General features: G+C 73.7%; 21 protein-coding genes, 1 tRNA gene and 1 pseudogene. 22 read left to right on the forward strand and 1 reads right to left on the reverse strand.

The features are described 5' to 3' along the window. Positions 1–15: 15 nt before the first annotated feature. The 18 genes and pseudogenes from ACF1GV_RS10445 (at position 16) to ACF1GV_RS10530 (ending at position 20,843) form a co-directional block, all read left to right on the forward strand. Positions 16–1,056, forward strand: a complete 1,041-nt coding sequence (locus ACF1GV_RS10445) for a substrate-binding domain-containing protein (RefSeq protein WP_391679115.1) — start codon at positions 16–18, stop codon at positions 1,054–1,056. 105 nt (positions 1,057–1,161) lie between these two features. Beyond that, positions 1,162–2,403 (forward strand): Gfo/Idh/MocA family protein, encoded by a 1,242-nt coding sequence (locus tag ACF1GV_RS10450; RefSeq protein WP_391679112.1) that lies wholly within the window; start codon positions 1,162–1,164, stop codon positions 2,401–2,403. A 15-nt stretch (positions 2,404–2,418) separates the two neighbouring features. After that, positions 2,419–3,417: a sugar phosphate isomerase/epimerase family protein gene (locus tag ACF1GV_RS10455; RefSeq protein ID WP_391679110.1), complete on the forward strand. Its 999-nt coding sequence runs from the start codon at positions 2,419–2,421 to the stop codon at positions 3,415–3,417. Between the two features lie 83 nt (positions 3,418–3,500). After that, positions 3,501–5,978 carry a PQQ-dependent sugar dehydrogenase gene (locus ACF1GV_RS10460; protein ID WP_391679109.1) on the forward strand — a complete coding sequence of 826 codons (2,478 nt, stop codon included), beginning with the start codon at positions 3,501–3,503 and terminating at the stop codon, positions 5,976–5,978. A 12-nt stretch (positions 5,979–5,990) separates the two neighbouring features. Next, positions 5,991–7,319 carry a ThuA domain-containing protein gene (locus tag ACF1GV_RS10465; protein WP_391679108.1) on the forward strand — a complete coding sequence of 443 codons (1,329 nt, stop codon included), beginning with the start codon at positions 5,991–5,993 and terminating at the stop codon, positions 7,317–7,319. 86 nt (positions 7,320–7,405) lie between these two features. Beyond that, positions 7,406–8,518, forward strand: coding sequence for an inositol-3-phosphate synthase (locus ACF1GV_RS10470; protein WP_391679107.1), 1,113 nt, complete (start codon positions 7,406–7,408; stop codon positions 8,516–8,518). Next, the gene (locus tag ACF1GV_RS10475) at positions 8,515–9,396 is read left to right on the forward strand and encodes an SCO3242 family prenyltransferase (RefSeq protein ID WP_391679106.1); all 882 of its coding nucleotides are present in this window, start codon (positions 8,515–8,517) and stop codon (positions 9,394–9,396) included. Before ACF1GV_RS10470 ends, ACF1GV_RS10475 begins: the two co-directional genes overlap by 4 nt. 110 nt (positions 9,397–9,506) lie before the next feature. Beyond that, positions 9,507–10,118 (forward strand): annotated as a pseudogene (locus tag ACF1GV_RS10480) (sugar phosphate isomerase/epimerase family protein); the annotation flags it as partial. After that, on the forward strand, positions 10,019–10,840 hold the full coding sequence (locus tag ACF1GV_RS10485; protein WP_391679105.1) for an EboA domain-containing protein: 822 nt from the start codon (positions 10,019–10,021) through the stop codon (positions 10,838–10,840). The pseudogene ACF1GV_RS10480 and the gene ACF1GV_RS10485, both read left to right, overlap by 100 nt. After that, on the forward strand, positions 10,840–11,688 hold the full coding sequence (locus tag ACF1GV_RS10490; RefSeq protein WP_391679104.1) for a TatD family hydrolase: 849 nt from the start codon (positions 10,840–10,842) through the stop codon (positions 11,686–11,688). Before ACF1GV_RS10485 ends, ACF1GV_RS10490 begins: the two co-directional genes overlap by 1 nt. Positions 11,689–11,693: 5 nt before the next feature. Beyond that, a complete protein-coding gene (gene eboE, locus ACF1GV_RS10495) occupies positions 11,694–12,854 on the forward strand; it encodes a metabolite traffic protein EboE (RefSeq protein WP_391679103.1) in 1,161 nt (386 codons plus the stop codon). Next, positions 12,851–14,269: an alkaline phosphatase family protein gene (locus tag ACF1GV_RS10500; protein WP_391679102.1), complete on the forward strand. Its 1,419-nt coding sequence runs from the start codon at positions 12,851–12,853 to the stop codon at positions 14,267–14,269. Before eboE ends, ACF1GV_RS10500 begins: the two co-directional genes overlap by 4 nt. Continuing rightward, a complete protein-coding gene (locus ACF1GV_RS10505) occupies positions 14,266–15,417 on the forward strand; it encodes a sugar phosphate isomerase/epimerase family protein (protein ID WP_391679100.1) in 1,152 nt (383 codons plus the stop codon). Before ACF1GV_RS10500 ends, ACF1GV_RS10505 begins: the two co-directional genes overlap by 4 nt. A gap of 230 nt (positions 15,418–15,647) precedes the next feature. Beyond that, positions 15,648–15,735: transfer RNA gene (locus ACF1GV_RS10510), tRNA-Leu, on the forward strand. A gap of 209 nt (positions 15,736–15,944) precedes the next feature. After that, entirely contained in the window at positions 15,945–16,640 is a 696-nt protein-coding gene (locus ACF1GV_RS10515; protein WP_391679098.1) for a DNA polymerase beta superfamily protein, read from the forward strand. Positions 16,641–16,953: 313 nt separating this feature from the next. Continuing rightward, positions 16,954–19,002, forward strand: coding sequence for an elongation factor G (fusA, locus tag ACF1GV_RS10520; protein ID WP_391679096.1), 2,049 nt, complete (start codon positions 16,954–16,956; stop codon positions 19,000–19,002). A gap of 303 nt (positions 19,003–19,305) precedes the next feature. Continuing rightward, positions 19,306–19,704: a hypothetical protein gene (locus tag ACF1GV_RS10525; protein ID WP_363261823.1), complete on the forward strand. Its 399-nt coding sequence runs from the start codon at positions 19,306–19,308 to the stop codon at positions 19,702–19,704. A gap of 44 nt (positions 19,705–19,748) precedes the next feature. Next, on the forward strand, positions 19,749–20,843 hold the full coding sequence (locus ACF1GV_RS10530; protein WP_391679094.1) for an ADP-ribosylglycohydrolase family protein: 1,095 nt from the start codon (positions 19,749–19,751) through the stop codon (positions 20,841–20,843). A gap of 101 nt (positions 20,844–20,944) precedes the next feature. On the opposite strand, the gene ACF1GV_RS10535 is transcribed toward ACF1GV_RS10530, so the two are convergent. Next, on the reverse strand, positions 20,945–21,712 hold the full coding sequence (locus tag ACF1GV_RS10535) for a CDP-alcohol phosphatidyltransferase family protein (protein ID WP_391679091.1): 768 nt from the start codon (positions 21,710–21,712) through the stop codon (positions 20,945–20,947). 107 nt (positions 21,713–21,819) lie between these two features. Here ACF1GV_RS10535 and ACF1GV_RS10540 point away from each other — a divergent pair, with 107 nt between their 5' ends. The 4 genes from ACF1GV_RS10540 to ACF1GV_RS10555 all read left to right on the forward strand — a co-directional run bounded on the left by ACF1GV_RS10540 (position 21,820) and on the right by ACF1GV_RS10555 (position 25,533). Continuing rightward, positions 21,820–22,803 (forward strand): zinc-binding alcohol dehydrogenase, encoded by a 984-nt coding sequence (locus ACF1GV_RS10540; protein WP_391679089.1) that lies wholly within the window; start codon positions 21,820–21,822, stop codon positions 22,801–22,803. 116 nt (positions 22,804–22,919) lie between these two features. Then, positions 22,920–23,318 (forward strand): 6-carboxytetrahydropterin synthase, encoded by a 399-nt coding sequence (locus ACF1GV_RS10545; RefSeq protein ID WP_363261819.1) that lies wholly within the window; start codon positions 22,920–22,922, stop codon positions 23,316–23,318. After that, a complete protein-coding gene (locus tag ACF1GV_RS10550) occupies positions 23,315–24,496 on the forward strand; it encodes a glycosyltransferase family 4 protein (protein ID WP_391679087.1) in 1,182 nt (393 codons plus the stop codon). The genes ACF1GV_RS10545 and ACF1GV_RS10550 overlap by 4 nt, the downstream gene beginning before the upstream one ends. Continuing rightward, positions 24,493–25,533, forward strand: coding sequence for a methyltransferase domain-containing protein (locus ACF1GV_RS10555; protein WP_391679085.1), 1,041 nt, complete (start codon positions 24,493–24,495; stop codon positions 25,531–25,533). Before ACF1GV_RS10550 ends, ACF1GV_RS10555 begins: the two co-directional genes overlap by 4 nt. Positions 25,534–25,826 lie beyond the last annotated feature (293 nt).

A 25,826-nucleotide genomic window follows, 5' to 3' on the forward strand; every position in this document is an offset into this window, starting at 1 on the left:
AAAGGGTTCCCCGCCATGCCCCAGCTGCCCACCCGCAGAGGACTGCTCTTCGGATCCGCCGCCGTCTCCGCCGGAGCCCTCCTCACGGCTTGCACCAGCAACGAGCCGAAGGACTCCGCGCCGGCCGCGGACGAGCGGCCGGCCGCCGCCGACAAGCCCGGCAAGCACGTCACCATCGGCTTCGCCGGACCGCAGGCCGACCACGGCTGGCTCAACGCCATCAACGACAACGCCAAGAGCCGCGCGAAGAAGTACTCCGACGTCACCCTGGAGATCACCGAGGGCTCCAACGACACCGCGCAGCAGATCGGCCAGATCGAGACGCTGATCAACAAGAAGGTCGACGTGCTGGTGGTGCTGCCCGCCGACGGCAAGGCCCTCACCCAGGTCGGCCTGAAGGCGATGCGCGCCGGCATCCCCGTGGTCAACCTCGACCGCGTCTTCAACACCCCGCAGGCCTACCGCTGCTGGATCGGCGGCGACAACTACGGCATGGGCCTGAGCGCCGGCCACTACATCGGCGAGAAGCTCAAGGGCAAGCCGAACGCCAAGGTCGTCGAACTCGCGGGGCTCGACAACCTGGAGCTGACCAAGCAGCGCACCCAGGGCTTCGACGACGCGCTGAAGAACTACCCCAACATCCGCAAGGTCGCCCGCCAGGCCGCCGAGTTCACCGTGGAGTCCGGGCAGGCCAAGATGGCCCAGCTGCTGCAGGCCCAGTCGGGCTTCGACGCGCTGTGGAACCACGACGACGACCAGGGCGTCGGCGCGCTGCGCGCCATCGAGCAGGCCGGCCGTGACGACTTCCTGATGGTCGGCGGCGCGGGCGCGCTCTCCGCCTTCCAGGCCATCAAGCAGGACAACGGCGTGCTGAAGGCGACCGTGCTCTACCCGCCCACCATGGCCGCCTCCGCCATCGACCTCGCCCGCGCCCTCGGCCAGGGCAAGGGCGTCGGCGGCCTCGCCGAGTTCGAGATCCCGGCGTCGATCACGCTCTACTCGGCCGTCGTCGACAAGACCAACGTCGACCAGTACATGCCCACCGGCTTCCGCTGACCGAGGGCCCCCGCCACACCGGGGTGAACGCAACGACAGGCCTGGCCCCGCACCCCCCACCGCACCGCCACGACGTCGTCACGACGAGGACGGAGGACTTACCCCATGGCACAGCCGCAGCAGTCAGACGGGACCCAGAGCCCGACGAGCCCGGCCGGCTCAGCGGGCCGGGACAGACCGCCGCTGCGCGTCGGGATGGTCGGCTACGCCTTCATGGGCGCCGCCCACTCCCAGGGCTGGCGCACCGCGGGCCGGGTCTTCGACCTGCCCCGCCGCCCGGAGCTGGCCGTGATCTGCGGCCGGGACGCCACGGCGGTGCGCGCGGCGGCCGGCCGGCACGGCTGGGCTCAGGCCGTCACCGACTGGCGGGAGATGATCGAGCGCGACGACGTCGACCTCGTCGACATCTGCACCCCCGGCGACAGCCACGCCGAGATCGCGCTCGCCGCGCTCGCCGCGGGCAAGCACGTGCTGTGCGAGAAGCCGCTGGCCAACACCGTCGCCGAGGCCGAGGCCATGGTCCGTGCGGCGCAGCAGGCCGAGGCGCGGGGCCTGGTGGCGATGGTCGGCTTCAACTACCGCCGGGTCCCGGCGACCGCGCTGGCCCGCCGCATGGTCGCCGAGGGCCGGCTCGGCACCCTGCGGCACGTGCGGGTGACGTATCTCCAGGACTGGCTGGTCGATCCGGCCTTTCCGCTGACCTGGCGGCTGCGCAGGGAGCAGGCGGGCTCCGGCTCGCTCGGCGACCTCGGCGCACACATCGTGGACCTCGCCCAGTACCTCGCGGGGGAGCAGTTGGCCGGGGTGTCCGCGCTGACGGAGACGTTCGTGCGGGAGCGGCCGCTGCCCGCGGGGGCCGTACAAGGTCTGTCCGCCGGGACCGCCGCCGCCCGCACCGGCACCGTCACCGTCGACGACGCCGCCCTGTTCACCGGCCGGTTCACCTCCGGCGCCCTCGCCTCCTTCGAGGCCACCCGGTACGCCACCGGCCGCAAGAACGCCCTGCGCATCGAGCTGAACGGGGAGCGCGGCTCCCTCTCCTTCGACCTGGAGCGGCTCAACGAGCTCTGGTACCACGACGGCACAGAGCCCGGCGAGCACGCGGGTTTCCGCCGCATCCTCGTCACCGAGCCCGACCACCCCTACGTGGACGCCTGGTGGCCGCCCGGCCACGGCCTCGGATACGAGCACACCTTCGTCCACCAGGTCCGCGACCTCGTCCACGCGGTCGCGGAGCGCCGCCGCCCCGAACCCTCCTTCGCCGACGGGCTGCAGGTGCAGCGCGTACTCGCGGCCGTGGAGGAGAGCGCCGAGAAGAACTCCGTCTACACGCCCGTCGGGCTCTGAGGAGAAGCCACCGCCATGCCGCGTCCGTTCACGCTGTTCACCGGCCAGTGGGCCGACCTGCCCCTGGAAGAGGTCTGCCGGCTCGCCCGGGACTTCGGCTACGACGGCCTCGAACTCGCCTGCTGGGGAGACCACTTCGAGGTCGACAAGGCCCTCGCCGACCCGGCCTACATACCCTCGCGCCACCAGCTGCTCGACAAGTACGGCCTGAAGTGCTGGGCGGTCTCCAACCACCTCGTCGGCCAGGCCGTGTGCGACGCCATCATCGACGAACGCCATCAGGCCATCCTGCCGGCCGCCATCTGGGACGACGGCGACGCCGAGGGCGTACGGCAGCGCGCCGCCGCACGGATGAAGGACACCGCGCGCGCGGCGGCCGCGTTCGGTGTCGACACCGTCATCGGCTTCACCGGCTCCGCGATCTGGCACCTGGTGGCGATGTTCCCGCCGGCCCCCGAGTCGATGATCGAGCGCGGCTACCAGGACTTCGCCGAGCGCTGGAACCCGATCCTGGACGTCTTCGACGCCGAGGGCGTCCGGTTCGCGCACGAGGTCCACCCCAGCGAGATCGCCTACGACTACTGGACCACCCGGCGCGCCCTCGAAGCGGTCGGCCACCGCCCCGCGTTCGGCCTGAACTTCGACCCCTCCCACTTCGTGTGGCAGGACCTCGACCCGGTCGGTTTCCTGTGGGACTTCCGCGACCGGATCTACCACGTCGACTGCAAGGAAGCCCGCAAGCGCCTCGACGGCCGCAACGGCCGTCTCGGCTCCCACCTGCCCTGGGGCGACCCGCGCCGTGGCTGGGACTTCGTCTCGGCCGGCCACGGCGACGTCCCCTGGGAGGACGTCTTCCGCATGCTGCGCTCCATCGGCTACCAGGGCCCGGTCTCCGTGGAGTGGGAGGACGCCGGCATGGACCGGCTCCAGGGCGCCCCCGAGGCCCTGACCCGCCTGAAGGCGTACGACTTCGAACCCCCGACGGCGTCCTTCGACGCGGCGTTCGCCAACTGACTTCTCTTCCCCCTCTCCGGGATGACGGCGCATCCCGGCGTCTCCACCCGCCCGTACAACCAGCCCCTCATCTGGAGGCATTCGTGCACGGGAACGACCGCACCACCAGATCCCCTCGCTCACGTCTGCGCGCGGCACTCGCGCTGTTCAGCGGTGCCCTGCTCGCGGGCGCCACGCTCACCCTCACCACACCGCCGGCCGGCGCAGCCGTCGCCGACCAACAGACCCTCGCCGCCGAGGACTTCCAGCAGGTCACCCTCGCCAAGGGCGCGGCGGAGGTCGGCGAGCCCATGTCGCTGGCCGTGCTGCCGGACCGCTCCGTGCTGCACACCTCCCGCGACGGCACACTGCGCCTGACCGACGCCGCCGGCAACACCAGGCTCGCGGGCAAGCTCGCCGTGTACTCGCACGACGAGGAGGGCCTGCAGGGCGTGGGCATCGACCCGGACTTCACCAGCAACCGGTTCATCTACCTGTACTACGCGCCGCCGTTGAACACCCCGGCGGGCGACGCCCCGGAGAGCGGCACCGCCGCCGACTTCGCGCCCTTCAACGGCGTCAACCGGCTCTCCCGCTTCGTGCTGAAGACGGACGGCACCCTCGACCTCGCCAGCGAGAAGCAGATCCTCGACGTCCCCACCACGCGCGGCCTGTGCTGCCACGTCGGCGGTGACATCGACTTCGACGCGGCCGGGAACCTCTACCTGTCGACCGGCGACGACACCAACCCCTTCCAGTCCGACGGCTACACCCCGATCGACGAGCGGGCGGACCGCAACCCCGGCTTCGACGCCCAGCGCACCGCCGGCAACACCAACGACCTGCGCGGCAAGATCCTGCGCATCAAGGTGAACGCCGACGGCTCCTACTCCATCCCCGACGGCAACCTCTTCGCGCCCGGCACGGCCAAGACACGGCCCGAGATCTACGCCATGGGCTTCCGCAACCCGTTCCGGTTCAGCGTCGACAAGAAGACCGGCATCCTCTACGTCGGCGACTACGGCCCCGACGCCGGCTCCGCCAGCCCCAGCCGCGGCCCCGCCGGCCAGGTCGAGTTCGCCCGCGTCACCGGCCCCGGCAACTTCGGCTGGCCGTACTGCACCGGCGCCAACGACGCCTACGTCGACTACGACTTCGCCACGAAGGCCTCCGGCGCCGCGTTCGACTGCGACGCGCCGAAGAACACCTCCCCGCACAACACCGGCCTGACCGACCTGCCCCCGGCCCAGCCCGCATGGATCCCCTACGACAACGGCTCCGTGCCCGAGTTCGGCTCCGGCTCCGAGTCCCCGATGGGCGGCCCGGTCTACCACTACGACCCGGCGCTCGAGTCGCCGGTGAAGTTCCCCGAGGCCTATGACGGGAACTTCTTCGCCGGTGAGTTCGGCCGCCGCTGGATCAAGCGGATCGTCAGCGACGGCAACGGCACCGTGCAGTCCATCAACCCCTTCCCCTGGACCGGCACCCAGGTGATGGACATGGCCTTCGGCCCCGACGGCGCCTTGTACGTCCTCGATTACGGCCTCTCCTGGTTCGGCGGCGACGACAACTCGGCGCTGTACCGCATCGAGAACGCCACCGACGGCCACTCCCCGGTCCCGCAGGCCGCCGCGAGCCGCACCAACGGGCAGGCGCCGCTGAAGGTGCAGTTCTCCTCCGCCGGCACCACCGACCAGGACGGCGACGCCCTCACCTACAGCTGGGACTTCGGGGACGGCACCAAGTCCACCGAGGCCGACCCCACGCACAAGTACAAGACGAACGGCACCTACACCGCGACCCTGACCGCCAAGGACCCCGGCGGCCGCACCGGCAGCGCCGGCGTGCAGATCGTCGTCGGCAACACCGCGCCGAAGGTGACACTCGAACTGCCGCAGGACGGGCAGCTGTTCAGCTTCGGTGACGCCATCCCGTTCAAGGTGAAGGTGACCGACCCCGAGGACGGAACGGCGGTCGACTGCTCCAAGGTCACCGTCACCTTCGTCCTCGGTCACGACAGCCACGGCCACCCGCTGACCTCCGCCACGGGCTGCTCCGGCACCATCCAGACCAGCGCCGACGGCGGCCACGACGAGGACGCCAACATCTTCGGCGTCTTCGACGCCCAGTACACCGACAACGGCGGCGGCGGCCAGGCCCCGCTCACCACGCACGCCCGGCACGTCACCCAGCCCAAGCACCGCCAGGCCGAGCACTTCGGTGACAGCTCCGGCGTCAGCGTCGTCGCCAAGGACACCGCGCACGGCGGCAGGACCGTCGGCGACATCGACAACGGCGACTGGATCTCCTTCACGCCGTACGCCCTGAGCAACGCCACGAAGATCACCGCCCGGGTCTCCTCCGGCGGCGCGGGCGGCACCCTCGAGGTGCGCGCCGGCTCCCCGACCGGCACCCTGCTCGGCAATGCGGCCGTCCCCGTCACCGGCGGCTGGGAGACCTTCCAGGACGTCGAGGCAGGCCTGTCCCGCGCACCCCGCGGCACCACCACGCTGTACCTGGTGTTCAAGGGCGGCACCGGAGCCCTGTTCGACGTGGACGACTTCACCTTCACGACCGGCTGAGAGGCGGACGTCATGCGAACCGTCGGCAGACTCACCACCGCCGCCGCGACCGCCGCGCTGCTGCTCGGCTGTGCGACCGGCCCGGCGACCTCCCAGCCCGGCGACGGCAAGCGGGTGCTGGTCTTCTCCAAGACGGCCGGCTTCCGCCACGACTCCATCCCGGACGGTGTGGCAGCGGTGAAGCAGCTCGGCGTGAGCGGCGGCTTCACGGTCGACGCCACCGAGGACGCGGGCGCGTTCACGCCGGGCAACCTACGCCGGTACGCCGCGGTCGTGTTCCTGTCCACGACCGGGGACGTCCTGGACGCCGCCCAGCAGCGGGCCTTCGAGGACTACGTCCACCACGGCGGCGGTTACGTCGGCGTGCACGCCGCCGCCGACACCGAGTACGACTGGGCGTTCTACGGCGGACTGGCCGGCGCGTACTTCCAGTCGCACCCGGCGATCCAGCCCGCCACTGTCACGGTCGAGGACCGGGCGCACCCGGCGACCGCACACCTCGGCCCGGCCTGGAACCGCACCGACGAGTGGTACAACTACCGCTCCGATCCCCGCGAGCGGGCGCACGTCCTCGCTTCGCTGGACGAGTCGTCGTACAGCGGCGGCACCATGAACGGCGACCACCCGATCGCCTGGTGCCAGGAGTACCAGGGCGGCCGCGCCTTCTACACCGGCGGCGGCCACACCAGGGAGTCCTACGCCGACCCCGCCTTCCGGCAGCACCTGCTGGGCGGCATCCGGTACGCCATCGGCGCGGCCCAGGCGGACTGCCGCCCGGAGAACGGCTACCGTCCGCTCTTCGACGGCACCTCCGTGGACGGCTGGCGGCAGGCCGGACCCGGCTCCTTCACGCTGTCCGAGGACGGCACGCTCACCTCGTCCGGAGGGCTGGGCCTGCTGTGGTACGCGAACCAGAGCTTCGGTTCGTACTCCCTGAAGCTCGACTGGAAGGTGGCCGGCGACGACAACTCCGGTGTGTTCGTGGGCTTCCCGCCCTCGGACGACCCCTGGTCGGCCGTGAACAACGGGTACGAGGTCCAGATCGACGCCACCGACGTCCCGGAGAAGACCACCGGGTCCGTCTACGGCTTCCGGTCCGCCGATCTGAAGAAGCGTGATCGTGCGCTGAACCCGCCGGGGGAGTGGAACACCTACGAGATCCGCGTGCAGGGCGAGCGCCTGCGCGTGTGGCTCAACGGCGTGCAGATCAACGACTTCACCAACACCGATCCGGCCCGGAGCCTGACGGACGGGCACATCGGCATCCAGAACCACGGAGCCGGTGACGAGGTGTCCTTCCGCGACATCCGGATCAAGGAACTGCCCGCCCAGGGCGACTGAGCGGCGGCGGGCGGGGGACGCCGGACTCCCGCCCGCCGTCTTTTCCCCACCCTTTTCAGGGTTCGCACGCGACAAGGAGGCTGCCCATGTCCGCGTCCCGTACCGGAGTCTGGCTGATAGGCGCCCGCGGCTCGGTCGCCACGACCGTCGTGGCGGGCTGCGCCGCGCTGACGGCGGCCCTGCACCCGCCGACCGGGATGGTCACCGAGACCCCGGAGTTCACCGCGGCCGGTCTGCCCCCGCTGGGCGCACTGGTCTTCGGCGGTCACGACACCGTCGACTGCCCGCTGCCCAAGCGGGCCGAGCACCTGGCCGCGGCCGGGGTGCTGCCGCACGGACTGCCCGCGGCCGTCACCGCGGAACTCGCCGCCGCGGACCGGGAGATCAGGCCCGGCGGACCGCTGCCGGGTGACACCAGGGACGCGGACCAGCTCATCGAGACCTTCACCGCCGACCTGACCGACTTCTCGCGCAGAAACGATCTGGCACGGGTCGTCGTCGTGAACGTCGCCTCGACGGAACCGGCCCCCACCGGCGGGGAGCTGCCCCCGAGCTCCCTCTACGCGGCCGCCGCCCTGCGCGCCGGCTGCCCCTACGTCAACTTCACCCCCTCCACCGGACTGCACCACCCGGCGCTGACCGCCGAGGCCGCGGCGAGCGGGCTGCCGTACGCCGGACGGGACGGCAAGACCGGGCAGACGCTGCTGCGGTCCGTGCTCGGGCCGATGTTCGCGCAGCGCTCGCTCACCGTGCGGGCCTGGTCCGGCACCAATCTGCTCGGCGGGGGCGACGGCGCGGCCCTGGCCGATCCGGCCGCCGCGGCCGCCAAGAACGCCGGCAAGGAACGCGTCCTCACCGACACCCTCGGAGCGGTGCCGCAGGGCGAGGTGCACATCGACGACGTACCGGCCCTCGGTGACTTCAAGACCGCCTGGGACCACGTCGCCTTCGACGGCTTCCTCGGCACCCGCATGGTCCTGCAGACCATCTGGCAGGGCTGCGACTCCGCCCTCGCCGCACCCCTCGTCCTCGACCTGGCCCGGCTGACCGCCCGCGCCCACGAGGCCGGCCTGAGCGGACCGCTCACCGACCTGGGCTTCTACTTCAAGGACCCGGTCGGAGACGGCCCGGCGGCGCTCGGGGAGCAGTACGCGGCACTGCTGCGGTTCGCCGGGCGGCTCGGCGGGGGACAGCGGTGAGGGCCCGGCTGCGCGCCTGGGCCGAACTGCTGCGGCTGCCCGCCCTGTGCACGGTCCCCGGGGACGTCCTGGCGGGCGCCGCTGCCGCCGCCGTACGGCCGAACCGGCGCACGCTCCTCGCCATCGGCGCCTCGGTGTGCCTGTACGAGGCGGGGATGGCCCTCAACGACTGGGCGGACCGCGCCGAGGACGCCGTGGACCGCCCGCACCGGCCGCTTCCGTCGGGCCGCGTCCGCCCCGCCGCGGCCCTCACGGCGGCCGGTGCGCTCACGGCGGCCGGCCTGGGCCTCGCGGCCCGCGCCGGCCGCCCCGCCCTCACCGTCGCCGCCCCGCTCGCGGCCACCGTCTGGGCGTACGACCTCGCCCTGAAGCACACCCCGGCCGGCCCCGCGAGCATGGCGGCCGCCCGCGCCCTCGACCTGCTGCTCGGCGCTGCCGCCACCGCCGGCCGCACCCGCGCGGCCGTGCCGTCGGCGGCCCTGCTCAGCAGCCACACCCTCGCCGTCACGACGGTCTCCCGCACCGAGACCCGCGGCGGCTCCACCGCGGCCCCGCTGGCCGCCCTGGCCACGACCGCCCTGCTCACCCACCGTCTCCCGGCAGCCCGCGGCGACGCAGCCCCCCGCGGACTGCCGGGCCCCACCCTCACCGCCGCCCTGACCGCCCTGTACGCCGCCACCGCCGCCCGCCCCTACACCCACGCCGCGCTCAACCCCTCACCCCCGCTCACCCAGCGCGCCGTCGGCGCCGGTATCCGCGCCACCGTGCCGCTCCAGGCCGCGCTCGCCGCACGCTCCGGCGCCCGGGGCAGCGCGCTGCTGGTCGCGGCGCTCGCACCCCTGGGCGCCCGCCTCGCGAAGCGGGTGAGCATCACATGAGCCTCCGCATCGGGTACGGCACCAACGGCCTGGCCGACCTGCGCCTGGACGACGCCCTCGCCCTGCTCGCCGACCTCGGCTACGACGGCGTGGGCCTGACCCTCGACCACATGCACCTCGACCCGCTGGCCCCCGACCTGCCGACCCGCACCAGCCGGATCGCACGCCGGCTGGCCGAACTGGGCCTGGGCGTCACCGTCGAGACCGGCGCCCGCTATGTTCTCGACCCGCGCCGCAAACACGGCCCGACCCTGCTCGACGCCGACCCCGACGACCGCGCCCGCCGCACCGACCTGCTGCTGCGCGCCGTACGGATCGCCGCCGGCCTCGGCGCGCACGCCGTGCACTGCTTCAGCGGCGTCACACCGGCCGGCACCGACGAGGACACCGCCTGGAAGCGGCTCGCCGAGTCCCTCGCACCCGTACTGGAGGCGGCCGCCGCGGCCGGCGTCCCGCTCGCCGTGGAACCCGAACCCGGCCACCTCCTCGCCACCCTCGACGACTTCCACCGTCTGCGCCGCGACCTCGGCGATCCCGCACCCCTCGGCCTCACCCTCGACATCGGCCACTGCCAGTGCCTGGAGCCGCTGCCGCCCGCCGACTGCGTCCGGGCCGCCGCTCCGTGGCTGCGGCACGTGCAGATCGAGGACATGCGCCGCGGCGTCCACGAACACCTCCCGTTCGGCGACGGCGAGATCGACTTCCCGCCCGTGCTCTCCGCCCTCGCCGAGGTCGGCTACCAGGGCCTCACGGTCGTCGAACTGCCCCGCCACTCCCACGCGGGCCCGCACTTCGCGGCGCTCTCCCTGCCCTTCCTCAGGCACGCACAAGGGAGCACCTCATGACCCACCTCACCGCGGACGACCTGCGCGACCGTCTGCCCGGCGCCGCCCGCGCCTGGCTCGACCGGGCCCTGGACGAGGCCGCCGCGCACCCCGGGGCGCACGGCCCGATCTCCGTGTGGGAACTGCGCCTGGCCGAGGCCGGCAGACGCTGCGGACCCGAGCACGCGACCACCGCCCGCGCCCTCATCCTCGCCGCCGCCCGCCCCGACCGGGACGCGCTGGCCCGCGTCTACCACCAGGGCACCGCCGAGGAACGCCTCGCCGTGCTGCGCGCCCTGCCCGGCCTGGTACCCGGACCGGACGCCCTGCCGCTGGTCGAGGACGCGCTGCGCACCAACGACACCCGGCTGCTGGCCGCCGCCGTCGGCCCCTACGCCGCCCGCCACCTCGATCCGCACGGCTGGCGGCACGCCGTACTGAAGTGCCTGTTCACCGGCGTGCCCGTGGACGCCATCGCCGACCTGGACCGGCGCGCCCGCGGTGACGCGGAACTCGCCCGCATGCTGCGCGACTACGCCGCCGAACGCACCGCCGCCGGCCGTGCCGTGCCGGACGACCTGCGCCGCGTGCTCGCCCTGACCGAGGAGGGGGATCAGTGATGCGCATCTTCGACCCGCACATCCACATGACGTCCCGCACGACCGACGACTACGCGGCCATGCACGCCGCCGGGGTGCGCGCCGTGGTCGAGCCCGCCTTCTGGCTGGGGCAGCCCCGCACCGCGCCCGCCACCTTCTACGACTACTTCGACTCACTGCTCGGCTGGGAGCCGTTCCGCGCCGCCCAGTACGGCATCGCCCACCACTGCACGATCGCCCTCAACCCCAAGGAGGCCAACGACCCGCGCTGCACCCCCGTCCTCGACGAACTGCCCCGCTACCTCGTCAAGGACCGCGTGGTCGCCGTCGGCGAGATCGGCTACGACGCGATGACACCCGCCGAGGACAAGGCCCTGGCCGTGCAGCTCCAGCTCGCCGCCGACCACGGCCTGCCCGCCCTCGTGCACACCCCGCACCGCGACAAGCTCGCAGGCCTGCGCCGCACCCTCGACGTCGTACGCGAATCGGCGCTGGCCCCGGAACGGGTCCTGGTCGACCACCTCAACGAGACCACGGTCAAGGAGGCGAAGGACAGCGGCTGCTGGCTGGGCTTCTCCGTCTACCCGGGCACCAAGATGGACGAGGCCCGCATGGTCGCCCTCCTGCGCACCTACGGCCCCGAGCGGGTGCTGGTGAACTCCGCCGCCGACTGGGGCCGCAGCGACCCCCTCAAGACCCGCAAGGTCGCCGACCTGATGCTGGCCGAAGGGTTCACCGAGGACGACGTGGACCGCGTCCTGTGGCGCAACCCGGTCGCGTTCTACGGCCTCAGCGGCCGCCTCGCCCTGGACGTCGCCGCGACCGGCCCCACCCACGAGGGCAACTCCGTGCTGCGCGGCGGGGAGTGACGCCCATGCGCTTCCGCCACCCCGACGGCTCCACGGTCCACCTCGCCTACTGCACCAACGTCCACCCGGCCGAGACCCTCGACGGTGTCCTCGGGCAACTCCGGGACTACTGCGAGCCGGTGCGCCGCCGCCTCGGCCGCGACCGCCTCGGCATCGGCCTGTGGCTCGCGCAGGGCGCCGCCCGCGCCCTGGCCACCGACCCGGCCGCGCTGCGCGGACTGCGCGACGAGCTCGAAAGGCGCGGCCTGGAGGTCGTCACCCTCAACGGCTTCCCGTACGAGGGATTCGGCGCCGAAGAGGTCAAGTACCGGGTGTACCGGCCCGACTGGTCCGAACCGGAACGGCTGGAGCACACCAGCGCCCTCGCCCGCGTCCTCACCGTCCTGCTCCCGGACGACGTCACCGAGGGCAGCATCTCCACCCTGCCGCTCGCCTGGCGCACCGCGGCGGACACGGGCCGCGGACTCGACGCGCTGCGGATGCTCGGCGAACGTCTCGACGCCCTGCAGGAGCTGACCGGCCGCAGCGTGCGGATCGGCCTGGAGCCCGAGCCGGGGTGCGTCGTCGAGACCACCGGCGACGCCCTCGCCCCGCTCGCCGCGATCCGCCATCCCCGCATCGGCGTGTGCGTGGACACGTGCCACCTCGCGACCTCCTTCGAGGACCCGGACACCGCCCTGGACGCCCTCACCGCGGCCGGCGTCCCCATCGTCAAGTCCCAGCTGTCCGCGGCCCTGCACGCCGAGCAGCCCCACCTGCCCGAGGTGCGGGCGGCGCTGGCCCAGTTCGCCGAGCCCCGCTTCCTGCACCAGACCCGCACGACGACCGCCACCGGCCTGCGCGGCACCGACGACCTCGACGAGGCCGTGGCCGGCGACACCCTGCCCGACGCCACGCCCTGGCGTGCCCACTTCCATGTGCCGCTGCACGCGGACCCCGCCCCGCCGCTGACCTCCACGCTGCCCGTCCTCAAAGCCGCCCTGGCCCGGCTGGCCGGCGGACCGCAACCGCTCACCCGCCACTTGGAGGTCGAGACCTACACCTGGCAGGCCCTGCCACCCGAGCTGCGCCCCCGCACCCGCGACCGGCTCGTCGACGGCATCGCCGCCGAACTCACCCTGGCCCGCGACCTGCTGACGGACCTAGGCCTGAAGGAGCTGCCATGAGCACCACCGAGCCGACCCCCCTGCTCGTGCTGGACGTCGTCGGCCTCACCCCGCGCCTGCTCGCCCACATGCCCCGCCTGCGAGCACTCGCCGACACCGGCTCCCACGCCCCCCTGGACACCGTCCTGCCCGCCGTCACCTGCTCCGCCCAGGCCACCTTCCTCACCGGCACCCACCCCGACGAGCACGGCATCGTCGGCAACGGCTGGTACTTCCGCGACCTCGGCGACGTACTGCTGTGGCGGCAGCACAACGCCCTGATCGAGGGCGACAAGGTGTGGGACGCCGCCCGCCGCGCCCACCCCGGCTACACGGTCGCCAACGTCTGCTGGTGGTACGCCATGGGCGCCGACACCGACTACACGGTCACCCCCCGCCCGGTGTACTACGCCGACGGCCGCAAGGAACCAGACTGCTACACCTGGCCCCCGGCCCTGCACGACGAACTGACGCAGGAGTTCGGCACGTTCCCCCTCTTCCACTACTGGGGCCCCACCGCCGACCTCACCTCCAGCCGCTGGATCATCGACGCCACCCGGCACATCAACCGCACCCGCCGACCGGACCTGACGCTGTGTTACCTGCCCCACCTGGACTACGACCTCCAGCGCTACGGCCCCGACGATCCGCGCTCCCACCGCGCCGCCGCCGACCTCGACGCCGCCCTCGCCCCGCTGCTGGACGACGCCCGCGCCGGGGGCCGTACCGTGCTCGCCCTGTCGGAGTACGGGATCACCCCGGTGCGCCGCCCGGTCGACATCAACCGCGCCCTGCGCCGCGCCGGGCTGCTCCAGGTGCACACCCAGGACGGCATGGAGTACCTGGACCCGATGGCCTCGCGCGCCTTCGCCGTCGCCGACCACCAGATCGCCCACGTCTACGTACGCCGCCCCGAGGACCTCGCCGCCACCCGCGCCGCCCTCGACCGCCTGCCCGGCCTCGCCGACCTGCTCGGCGACGAGGGCAAGAAGGCCCACCACCTGGACCACCCGCGCGCGGGGGAACTCGTCGCCGTCGCGGACGAGGACGCCTGGTTCACGTACTACTACTGGCTCGACGACGCCCGCGCACCCGACTTCGCGCGGCTCGTCGACATCCACCGCAAACCCGGCTACGACCCGGCCGAGCTGTTCATGGACCCGCTCGACCCCTATGTGAAACTCCGCGCGGCCGGCGCCCTGGCCCGCAAGAAGGTGGGCCTGCGCTACCGCATGGCGGTCGTGCCGCTCGACCCGGCACCCGTGCGCGGCAGCCACGGCCGCCTCCCCACGAGCGACGACGACGGTCCGCTCGTCCTGTGCTCCACCCCCCGCGCCGTCGCTGACCGTCTCGCGGCCACCGACGTGAAGTCCCTCCTGCTCCACCTTGCCGGTCTCGACGGACCGGACCACCATGGCGAAGAGAGGCACCCGTGAACGACATCCGCACCCCCGACGACCAGCTGCGCCGCTCCCTCGGCATCGGCCGCCGCTCCTTCCTGAGCACCTGCACCGCCGTCGCGGCCGGCGCGATCGCCGCGCCCGTCCTCGGCGCGGCCCCCGTGCACGCAGCCACCCCGGCGGCCGCCGACGGCGACACCGCCCGGGGGCACGAGCTGGTGCCCGCCGACCGGCGCGGCATCATCCTGTACACCGTCCGCGACGCCATCGGCCGCGACCCGCTGACCACCACCCTGCCCTCCGGCTTCCGCGCGGTCTTCGAGCGACTGGCCCGGTTCGGCTACCGGCAGGTCGAGTTCGCCGGCTACGGCCAGCACGCCAACGCGCCCGGCGGAGCGAACCTCGAGTCCGTGCAGGGCGCCAGGCTCCTGCGCGGCTGGCTCGACGACTACGGGCTGCGCGCCCAGGGCAACCACGGCTTCATCCCGCCGTCCTGGCCGCTGACCAGCGCCGACCTGGACACCTTCAAGAAGCACCTGGAAATCGCGAACATCCTCGGCATGGCGCACATGGGCACCGGTGGCGACCCCACCTCCAGCGCCGTGAAGTCCGACTGGGACGTGGCCGCCGACAAGTGGAACGCCCTCGGCGAGATCGCCCGCTCCGCCGGCATCAAGCTGTACACCCACAACCACGACGCGGCCTACGGCTTCCTGCTGGACGGCGGCCCGCTGGACGCCCAGGGCCGGCCGACCCGCAGCTCCGGCCTGCGCAAGCTGGAGTACTTCCTCACCGTCACCGACCCGCAGCTGGTCTGGCTGGAGATGGACGTCTTCTGGGCCCATGTGGCGCAGTACAAGTTCCGCACCTACACCGCCCACGACGGCACTACACAGACGGAGATCTTCGACCCGGCCGGTCTGGTCGAGCGGTACAACAAGCGCTACCCGCTCTTCCACGCCAAGGACGGCGTCGTGAACAACACCAACGGCATGGGCTACGACATGGTGCCGTTCGGCACCGGCGTGATCGACTACACGACGTTCTTCACCCGCGTCGGCCACCGCAACTACCACAACCCGATGGTCGAGCAGGACAACGCGCCCAGCGCCACCAACCCGGGGCAGTCGCTGGAGCACGCGGCGATCGGCTACCGCAATCTGGCCGCCTTGCGCCGCGAATAGCGCACCGGTACGAGGAGGGGCCTCCCCCGTGTCGCGGGCAGGCCCCTCCTCGGCGGCCGGGCGCCGGGGAGCGGTTCCCGCGCCCCGGTCGCGTCACGGCCCGAGCACGCCACGTGACACCCCGCCGCACCTGCCCGAGGTCACGGATACGCAGGTGAAACGCACTGCGAAACCTTGGTATGGTTGTCCTCGTCGCCGCGGGGAAGCTCCCGCCGAGCGACAGACACCTTGTCCGGGTGGCGGAATGGCAGACGCGCTAGCTTGAGGTGCTAGTGCCCTTTATCGGGCGTGGGGGTTCAAGTCCCCCCTCGGACACCAGTGAGGCCCCTGCATCGCAGGGGTCTTTTTTCTTGAGCGGTCACGCCGGCAGCGTCCGGTCCTCTCTCCGCCCCACCGGGCCGGTCGCGCCAGGTGTCGCGGCGGGCACGCACCGTGACCGGCAGGACCTCCGCGCGATCGGAAAATGCGAGGCCGGTGAACGGTTGTGCGAGGCATGATGGCGGACCGCACCACCACCGGGGGGACCTGTGAGCGAGAGATACGTCCTGCTGTCCGGCATCGTCGGCTCGACCGCGTACGGTCTGGCCCGCGAGGGCTCCGACATCGACCGGCTCGGCCTGTTCGCCGCCCCCACCGAGGAACTGCACGGCCTGCGGCAGCCCCAGGACTCCTACGTCTCCACCGCACCGGACCGCACCCTGCACGAGGCGGCCAAGTGGTGCCGGCTGGCCCTGGGCGGCAACCCGACCGTCATGGAGCTGGTGTGGCTGCCGGACGAGCTGTACGAGGTGCGCACCCCGCTCGGCGACGAACTCATCGCCCTGCGCACCTCCCTGCTCAGCGCCCGACGGGTCCGCGACGCCTATCTCGGCTACGCCACCCAGCAGTTCCGCAAGCTCGTCAACCGGTCCGAGGGCACCGCCCCGCCCGCGCGGGTCGCCAAGCACGCCCGGCACCTGCGGCGGCTGTGCGTGCAGGGCTTCGAGCTGTACGCGACCGGCGCGCTGACCGTCCGCGTCGACGACCCCGATGCCTACCACGCCTTCGGTGAGCGGGTCGCCGCCGACCCGTCGGCCGCGGAGCCGCTGCTGCGGCACTACGAGGACGCCTTCGCGACCACGCCCAGCGCCCTGCCCGAGCGGCCCGACGAGTCGGCGGCCGACGCCTGGCTGCGCCGGGTACGCGCCCACTTCTACAAGCCCGCGGAGTCCACGGGTAGCTGACGGTAAATCGGATGCCTGGCCCACACCCGTCTCCCTAGACTCGGCACACATCGCGCGCCGCACGCCCTGTGCGGCGCGCCGCCACGGCCTATGACGAGCGAGAGGAGCAGGCCATGCGTGACCGCACCGCTGCCGCCGCTTCCCGCGCCCGTTACGAGGTGATCCTCGTGTCTCGTGCCGTCCGGTGCCCGCTGCGCGGCCGGCACCGGAAGCCCGCGACGCGAATCTGACGATCTGACGTTCCGTCAACTCTCTGCGTCGTGGGGGAATCGCGCTGCTCTTGCACCGCATCCCACCGAAAGGCAACAGGGCCGTGCGCACCGCACTCGACCGTCACCTCACCCACCCGCTCACCGCCGTCCGCAACCTGGGCATCCTCGCCCACGTCGACGCCGGCAAGACCACCGTCACCGAGCGGATCCTGTACGCCACCGGCACCACGCACAAACGCGGCGAGGTGCACGACGGCACCACCGTCACCGACTTCGACCCGCAGGAACGCGACCGCGGCATCACCATCTTCGCCGCGGCCGTCAGCTGTGCCTGGGACGGCCACCGCGTCAATCTGATCGACACCCCCGGCCACGTCGACTTCGCCGACGAGGTCGAGCGCTCGCTGCGGGTGCTGGACGGCGCGGTCGCCGTGTTCGACGCGGTGGCGGGTGTCGAGCCGCAGAGCGAGTCCGTGTGGCGGCAGGCCGACCGGCACGGCGTGCCCAGGATCGCGTTCGTCAACAAGATGGACCGCGCGGGCGCCGACCTGGACGCGGCCGTGGCGTCCATCCGCGCGCGGCTGCACCCCACGCCGCTGGTGGTGCAGCTGCCGCTCGGTGCGGAGGACGCCTTCACCGGAGTCGTCGACCTGGTCCGAATGCGCGCCCTGACCTGGCCCGACGGCGGCGAATCGGTCAACGAGGGACCGGTTCCGGACGCGGTCCTCGACGAGGCCCGGCGGCGGCGCCGGACGCTGGAGGAGGCCGTGGCGGAGCGGCACCCGGCGGCGCTGGAGGAGTTCTGCGACCGGGAGACCCTCTCGGCACGGACGCTCTCCACCGCCCTGCGGGACCTGACCATCAGCGGTGACGGCGTGGTTGTGCTGTGCGGCTCCGCCTACCGCAACCGGGGTATCGAGCCGCTGCTGGACGCCGTGGTCGCCTACCTGCCCTCGCCGGCCGACCGGCGGCCGGTCCGGGGCACGCAGGACGGCCAGGAGCGCCCCGCCGACCCCGCCGCCCCGTTCACCGCCCTGGCGTTCAAGGTCACCGCCACGGCGACCGGACGCCTCACCTACCTGCGCGTGTACGCCGGAACGCTGGAGAAGGGAGACACCGTGTGGGACGCCACAGCACGCCGCACCGAGCGCGTCGGCCGCATCCTGCGCGTCCAGGCCGACCGGCACGCGGCGGTCGAGCGGGCGGGCGCCGGCGACATCGTCGCCGTCGTCGGCCTGAAGACCGCCCGCGCGGGCACGACCCTGTGCGCGCCGGGCGCGCCCATCGTGCTCGAACCGCCGGGCGCGGCCGAACCCGTCGTCTCGGTGGCCGTGGAGGTCCGTCGCGGCACCGACACCGAACGGCTGTCGGCCGCGCTGGCCCGGCTGGTCGAGGAGGACCCGTCCCTGGTGGTCCGCACCGACCCCGAGACGGGCCAGACCGTGCTGTCCGGCATGGGCGAACTCCACCTCGAGGTCGCGGCGGAGAAGCTGCGCCGCGCGCACGGGCTGGAGATCACCACGGGCCGCCCGCGGGTCAGCCACCGCGAGACGGTCTCCCGCGGCGTGACCGGTGTCGTCTTCCGGCACGTCAAACAGGACGGCGGAGCGGGCCAGTTCGCGCACGTCGTGCTCGACGTCGAACCACTGCCGGGCGGACCGGGCACCACCGGCTTCGCGTTCGCGTCCACCGTGGTGGGCGGCCGGGTGCCGCAGGAGTACGTCCGCGCGGTCGAGGCCGGCTGCCGGGACGCGCTCGCCGAGGGCGGCCCGCTCGCCGGGCATCCGGTGACGGGCCTGAGGGTCACGCTCACCGACGGGTCCACGCATGTGAAGGACTCCTCGGAGATGGCCTTCCGCACCGCCGGCCGGCTCGGCCTGCGCGAGGCGCTGCGCGGCTGCGCCATGCTCCTGCTGGAGCCGGTCGCCGAGGTCACGGTGACCGTGCCCGAGGACGCGGTCGGTGCGGTCCTCGGCGACCTGGCCGCGCGCCGGGCCCGGGTCACCGGGTCGGACACCCGCGGCGGCGCGGCGGTGGTGACGGCGACGGTGCCGCTGGCCGAACTGTTCGGCTACGCCACCCGCTTGCGCAGCCGCACCCAGGGCCGCGGCACCTTCACGACCCGGCCGACGGGATACGCGCCGGCGTGACGCGCACGGCCGGCGGCCCTCCCCTTGGCCGGGGGAGGGCCGCCGACGGCCCGCCCGTCAAGGATGCGGCACGCATGGTGGGCGTACGGCTGTCCGGAGCGGTTGCACCGGCGGCCGTACGCTGCGGCCGTGGGCCGTGGGCCGTGGGCCGGTGGCCGTGCGTCGGCGGCCGAGGACCGGTGCCGAGGCCCCGGCCGATGTCCGGTCTTCGAAACCAAGTTCGCACCAGTGCCGTCCGCCTGGCACCATGGGGCGCTGCGTGCGCGCGGTCGCGGACCGGGCGTTCTGATCGAGGGGAGAGCCGTGGCGGACTGGATCTACATCCTCAATCCTCAACTGGACATGCTGGACGGTGAACCGACCGACCCGGAGACGATCCGGCAACTGGCCGAGGAGGACCCCGAACTGGATCTCTGGCTCAGCCGCCGTAACCGTATGAAGCCCGGGGACCGGCTCTGGTTCTTCTTCACCCACCCGGACGCGGCGGTCTGCGCCGTGGGCGAGGTCGACGAGGAACCCTGGCAGGACCCCGACGATCCCGAGGTCTCCTACCTCGTCGCCGCGACGCTGCTCACCGAGGCGACGAAGGCGCTGTCCCGTGACCCGGTGAGCCGCGAGCAGTTGGGGCTCGGGCAGGTGCGGTCGGTGCAGAAGGTGAAGCCGGAGGCCCTGCCCGTGCTGCTGGAGCGGGCCGGCCTCTGACGCCGCCGTCGGCTCTCCCCACGAAGAAAGAGAGGCGCGCCGCCTTGCCCCACGCCAAGGACCCCCAGAGGGAACTGTTCGCCCGGCAGTCCCGCGTACGCGGGCTGATGCTCGGCCTGGCGATCGGAGACACCCTGGGGGCGGCGCGGGGCAGGCTGCCCGCCGGCGGTCCGCTGCCCGCCGGCGTCAGCACCCAACTGGCCTGCTTCACGGCCGAGGGCATCATCCGCGCCCAGGTGCGCGTCCACCACAAGGGCATCTGCCACGCGCCCGGCGTGGTCCTGCACGCCTACAGCCGCTGGGCCCACCTGCAGGGCATCGCCCGCGAGACGATGCGGCGCCGCTGGAACCCGTACGACCACCAGCCCTGGCCGGACGGCTGGCTCGCGGGCGTGCCCGCGCTGGCCGAACGGCGGGGCAGCGCACCGGCGACGGTGACGGCCCTGTCCCGGATCGAGCAGGGCGAGCCGGGCATGGCCACCGCGAGCCGTGGCTGTCACGCGCTGACCCGGACGCTCCCGGTCGCGGCCACCGGCCCCGCGGGCATCGCCCAGGCCGCCGCGCTTGCCGCCCTCACGCACGGCGACCCGGCCGCGCAGAGCGCCACCGCGCATGCGGTCCACCTCGCCCGCCACTGCCTGACCCATACGCCGGTGCGGCCCGACGAGGCCGTACGGGAAGCCCTGCACACGGGTCTCACCGCCCTCCCGGCCGAGAACCGCCCGGTGACCGAGCAGGAGCACGCCCTGCTGACGGCGGCCCTGCGCCGCGCGGTCGACGAGCCGGCGCACCCCGGCCACCTGGCCGGCCTCGCCCCGGACCCCACCGCGCCCGCGGCCCTGCTCGGCGCCGTCTACGCGGCCGCATCCTTCCCCGCCCGCACCGACATCCGCGCCGCGCTCACCTTCGCCGCGGGCGCCCCGGACGGCGACTCGGTCGCGTGCGTGACCGGCGCGCTGCTCGGCGCCGTCCACGGGGTCGAGGCGCTGCCCACCGACCTGATCGCCCGTCACGAACTGGCCTGGGTCCTGGACACCCTGGCCCGCGACATGACCCTGGAACTCGACGACTCGCCCAGCGGCATGGAGTACGTACCGGCGTGGGACCCGCACTGGTGGGAGCGGTATCCGGGCTGGTGAGCCGGCGATGGGGAGGACGGCCTGGCTCGTGCCGGCCTGCGTACCCCTGGCGACGCTCGCCCTGCTGCCACGCCGGGTCTGAGCGACCGGACACATCGCGCTCAGCGGGCCGCGAGGTCCAGTTCCTCCGCGTGCACCGGGACCGTGTCCGGCACGCTGTGCGTGCTTCGCCACAGCCACACCACGTCCCGGCCGAAGGACCAGGTCAGCAGCCCCAGCGCCAGTAGTACCACCCCGGCGCCCGCCGGTTGCGGCAGCAGGGCGGAGGCTGCGAGCAGCAGGAGGATCCCCTGGAGGGCGGCCACCGTCTTGCGGGCGGTGCTCGGCGGGAGCGGGGCGGTCAGCCACGGCCACACGCGGGCCGCGGCGACGAACACGTAGCGCATCGCGCCGATCAGCAGCACCCACGGGCCGAAGTCCAGCGCCACGTACACGCTGAGCACCAGGATCAGGAACGCGTCGACCTCCATGTCGAAGCGCGCACCGAGCGCCGTCGTGGTGCCGGTGCGGCGGGCCACCTTGCCGTCCACGCCGTCCAGCAGCAGCGCCACCGCCGTCAGCGCGACGAACAGCGTCACCGGCGGCGCGCTCTCGAAGGAGTCCGCGACCAACGCGGTCACTCCGCCGACCAGAGTGGCGCGGCCGAGCGTGACACGGTTCGCGGGGCCGAAGGAGTCCAGACCGGAACGGTGCAGGGCCCGCGACAGCACCGCCCAGCTGGTGACGGCGAAGACGAGCCCGGTCAGCCACCCCACCGGCCCCAGACCTATCGCCGCGCCGAGCAGGCCCAGCAACACCAGCTGGACGCCTGCGCCCACCGCCGGCTCCTGCTGAACGGGCCTGGCTGCATACATGTCGTTCAGGGCCACCGAACACCCTCCGGCCGAGTGACAGAGTCGATCAACGCCGCGTACTGTGCGCGGCCTGTGCACATCCCGGTACGTGCACCGCCTTCCGATCGTTCAGGAGGATGCCGATGAGCCGTTCAGCACGCGCGTTCTGGCTTCGCTCGCCCGGGCACGGCGAGATCCGCGACGTCACTCTGCCGGACCCCGCGCCGGGGGAGGCCGTGGTGCGGACCCTGTTCAGCGGGGTCAGCCGCGGCACCGAGACCCTCGTCTTCCACGGCGGGGTGCCCGTCAGTCAGCACGCGGCGATGCGCGCGCCGTTCCAGGAGGGCGACTTCCCCGGCCCGGTGAAGTACGGCTACCTCAACGTCGGCGTGGTGGAGGAGGGGCCGCCGGAGCTGACCGGCCGTACCGTCTTCTGCCTGTACCCGCACCAGACGCGGTACGTCGTCCCCGCGGACGCCCTCACCGTCGTCCCCGAGAACGTGCCGGCCCACCGGGCCGTGCTGGCCGGCACCGTGGAGACCGCCGTGAACGCGCTGTGGGACGCCGCGCCGCTGGTCGGGGACCGGATCGCGGTGGTCGGCGGGGGCATGGTCGGCTGCTCGGTGGCCGCCCTGCTCGCCCGTTTCCCGGGCGTCCGCGTCCAGCTGGTGGACACCGACCCGGGCCGCGCCCGCACCGCCGAGGCGCTCGGCGTCGGCTTCGCCGCGCCCGCGGACGCGCTCGGCGGGTGCGACCTCGTCGTGCACGCCAGTGCCACCGAGCAGGGCCTCACCCGGGCGCTGGAACTCCTCGCCCCCGAGGGCACGGTCGTCGAACTGAGCTGGTACGGCGATCGCACGGTCCGTCTCCCGCTCGGTGAGGCCTTCCACTCCCGGCGCCTGACGATCCGCAGCAGCCAGGTCGGCACCGTCTCCCCGGCCCGTGCCTCCCGCTCCTACGGCGACCGGCTCGCGCTCGCCCTCGACCTGCTCGCCGATCCCGCCCTCGACGCCCTCGTCACCGGCGAGTCCGCTTTCGAGGAGCTGCCCGAGGCGCTGCCCCGGCTCGCGTCGGGGGAGGTGCCGGCGCTGTGCCACCGGATCCGGTATCCCGATCCGAGCGCCTGACCTGAGCGAAAAGGGTGAGGAGAGGCTGAACGCGGGGGAGACATGAGCCGTATTACTCGGCATCCCCGGCGGCCATCGGCCGGGGAACCGACGCGCCGCACCTGGAGGGTCGTCCGTTGTTCAGTGTCACCGTCCGCGATCACATCATGATCGCCCACAGCTTCAGCGGTGAGGTCTTCGGCCCCGCGCAGCGCCTGCACGGGGCGACGTTCCTGGTGGACGCCACCTTCCGGCGCGAGGAGCTGGACGACGACAACATCGTCGTCGACATCGGTCTGGCCACCCGCGAACTGGGCGCCGTCGTCGGCGAGTTGAACTACCGCAACCTCGACAACGAACCCGACTTCGCCGGGATCAACACCTCCACGGAGTTCCTGGCCAAGGTCATAGCGGACCGCCTCGCCGAGCGCATCCACAAGGGCGCGCTGGGCGAGGGCGCCCGGGGCATCGCCGGCCTCTCCGTCACCCTCCACGAGTCGCATGTGGCGTGGGCGAGTTACGAGCGTGCGCTGTGACCGGCACGACGACGCGGACGAAGCGGCTCGCCCACATACCCGCGCAGCCCGTATCCCCGACCGACGGCGGGATCATCCCCATGTCCCTGCGCACCGCGCACTTCGTGATGCCGGCCGGAGTCGACGACCCGGCCGCACCGAGCGGCGGCAACGCCTACGACCGGCGCGTGGGCCTGGACCTGCCCGGCTTCGGCTGGCAGCCGCACGCCCACCTGGTGGCCGGCGCCTGGCCCCGCCCTGACGCCGGCGCCCGCGCCGCACTGGACCGCACCCTGCGGGAGATACCCGACGGTTCGGTGGTCCTGCTGGACGGACTGGTCGCCTGCGGCGTCCCCGAGGTCGTCGTCCCGGCGGCGCGGCGGCTGTCCCTCGCCGTCCTCGTGCATCTCCCCCTCGGCGACGAGATTGGCCTCGACCCGGCCGTCGCCGCCGACCTGGACGCACGGGAGCGGGCGGTGCTGCGCGCCGTACCGACCGTGATCGCCACCAGCGCGTGGGCCGGACGCCGGCTCGTCGCCCACCACGGCCTCGCCCCGGACGCCGTGCACGTCGCCGCGCCCGGCGCCGACATAGCGCCCCTCGCGCCCGGCACCGACGGCGTCTCCCGCCTGCTGTGCGTCGCCGCCGTCACCCCGCGCAAGGGCCAGCACCGGCTGGTGGAGGCCCTGGCCGCGGTCGCCGGCCTGCCCTTCCACTGCGAACTCGTCGGCGGGGTCACCCAGGACCCGGCCTACGTCTCCCGCGTCCGCTCGGCGATCCGGTCGTACGGCCTCGACGACCGCGTCGCCCTCACCGGACCGCGCACCGCCGGAGCCCTCGACGCGTCCTACGCCACCGCCGACCTGATGGTCCTGGCCTCCGCCGGCGAGACCTACGGCATGGCGGTCACCGAGGCCCTGGCCCGCGGGGTCCCGGTGCTGGCCACCGACGTCGGCGGACTGCCCGAGGCGCTCGGCCGCGCCCCCGACGGCACCCGCCCCGGCCTCCTCGTCCCCCCGGACGACCCCGCCGCCCTCGCCACGGCCCTGCGCGCCTGGTTCGGCGACCCGGAGCTGCGCCGCCGCCTCAGGACGGCCGCGCGCGCCCGCCGGGCCGCCCTGAGCGGCTGGGGGACGACGGCCCAGCGCCTGGCCGCCGTCCTGGGCAGGCTCCCGGCCCCGTCGGGGAGGCCGTCATGACGCGGCCCACGGCCGCTGCGGACGGCCGCGTTCCGCGCGAGGAGCAGACGACTCCCGGTGCGCCCGCTCCGGCGGTGCGGCAGCTCGCTCAGGCCGCGCCGGCCCAGGCGGCCGGGGGCACGTCCGTGGTGATTCCGGGCGCCGGGCCGGTGACCCGGCGAGGGGAGCGGGAGACGGTACGGCTGCGGCCGGGTGCTCCCGAGGAACCGGCCCGGTACGCGCCCGAGTGGCTGCGGCTGCGGGAGCCGGCCGACGCGGCCGCGCGCGCCGCCGATCTGCTGGACCCGCTGCGCATCCGGCTCGCCAACCGGCCCGGACGCTCCGGCGGCCTGGTCGTGCACGACCTGGGATGCGGTACCGGCTCGATGGGCCGCTGGCTGGCGCCCCGGCTGGACGGCGCCCAGCACTGGGTGCTGCACGACCGCGACCCCTACCTGCTGCACTTCGCGGCGGCCGGCGCCCCGCGCGCCGCCGCCGACGGCAGCCGGGTCACCGTGGAGACCCGTCGCGGCGACGTCGCCCGGCTCACGCCGGACGCGCTGGCGGGTGCCGGCCTGGTCACCGCGTCCGCGCTGCTGGACGTGCTGACCCGCGACGAGATCGACGCCCTCGCCGCCGCGTGCGCGGGCGCCGGCTGTCCGGCGCTGCTCACGCTCTCCGTCGCCGGGCGCGTGGAGCTGACCCCGGGGGATCCACTGGACGCGGAGATCACGGCCGCCTTCAACGACCACCAGCGGCGCACCGGTCTGCTCGGCCCGGACGCGGTCACCGCGGCCTGCGAGGCGTTCGCCGCGTACGGCGCCACCGTGCGGGTCCGCCCGAGCGCCTGGCATCTGGGGTCCGCCGACCCCGAGCTGACGGCGCAGTGGCTGCGCGGCTGGGTCGGCGCCGCCCTGGAACAGCGGCCGGAGCTTGCCGAGCGCGCCGGGACCTATCTGGCGGCCCGGCTCGCGTCCCTGGCCGTGGGGGAGCTGCGCGCGATCGTCCACCACAGCGACCTGCTGGCCCTGGCCGCTCCGAGCGGCGGCACGTCATGAGGGCCGGAACGGGGCGCCCGGCCGCCGATCGCGTCGGGGCGACGTCCGCCACGGCGGCCGGTGTCCTGATGCCCGAGGCGGACACCGCGGGGCCCGTGACCGGGCGGATCGCCTCGACCGGTACCGGTCCCGCCGCTACGACGGCGCGCCGCCCGGGCACCGCAGTCCCGGCCCCGAGAGCGGCCGGATGGGCGGAGGGGAGCTGCCGCGACGAATCGGTCGGCTCGGAGACCCGGAACGGCCTCGACGACTCGGCCGGCCCGCGGACCCAAAACGTGCACGACAGCTCGGTC

The organism is Streptomyces sp. NPDC014006 (assembly GCF_043088925.1).
GTDB lineage: Bacteria > Actinomycetota > Actinomycetes > Streptomycetales > Streptomycetaceae > Streptomyces.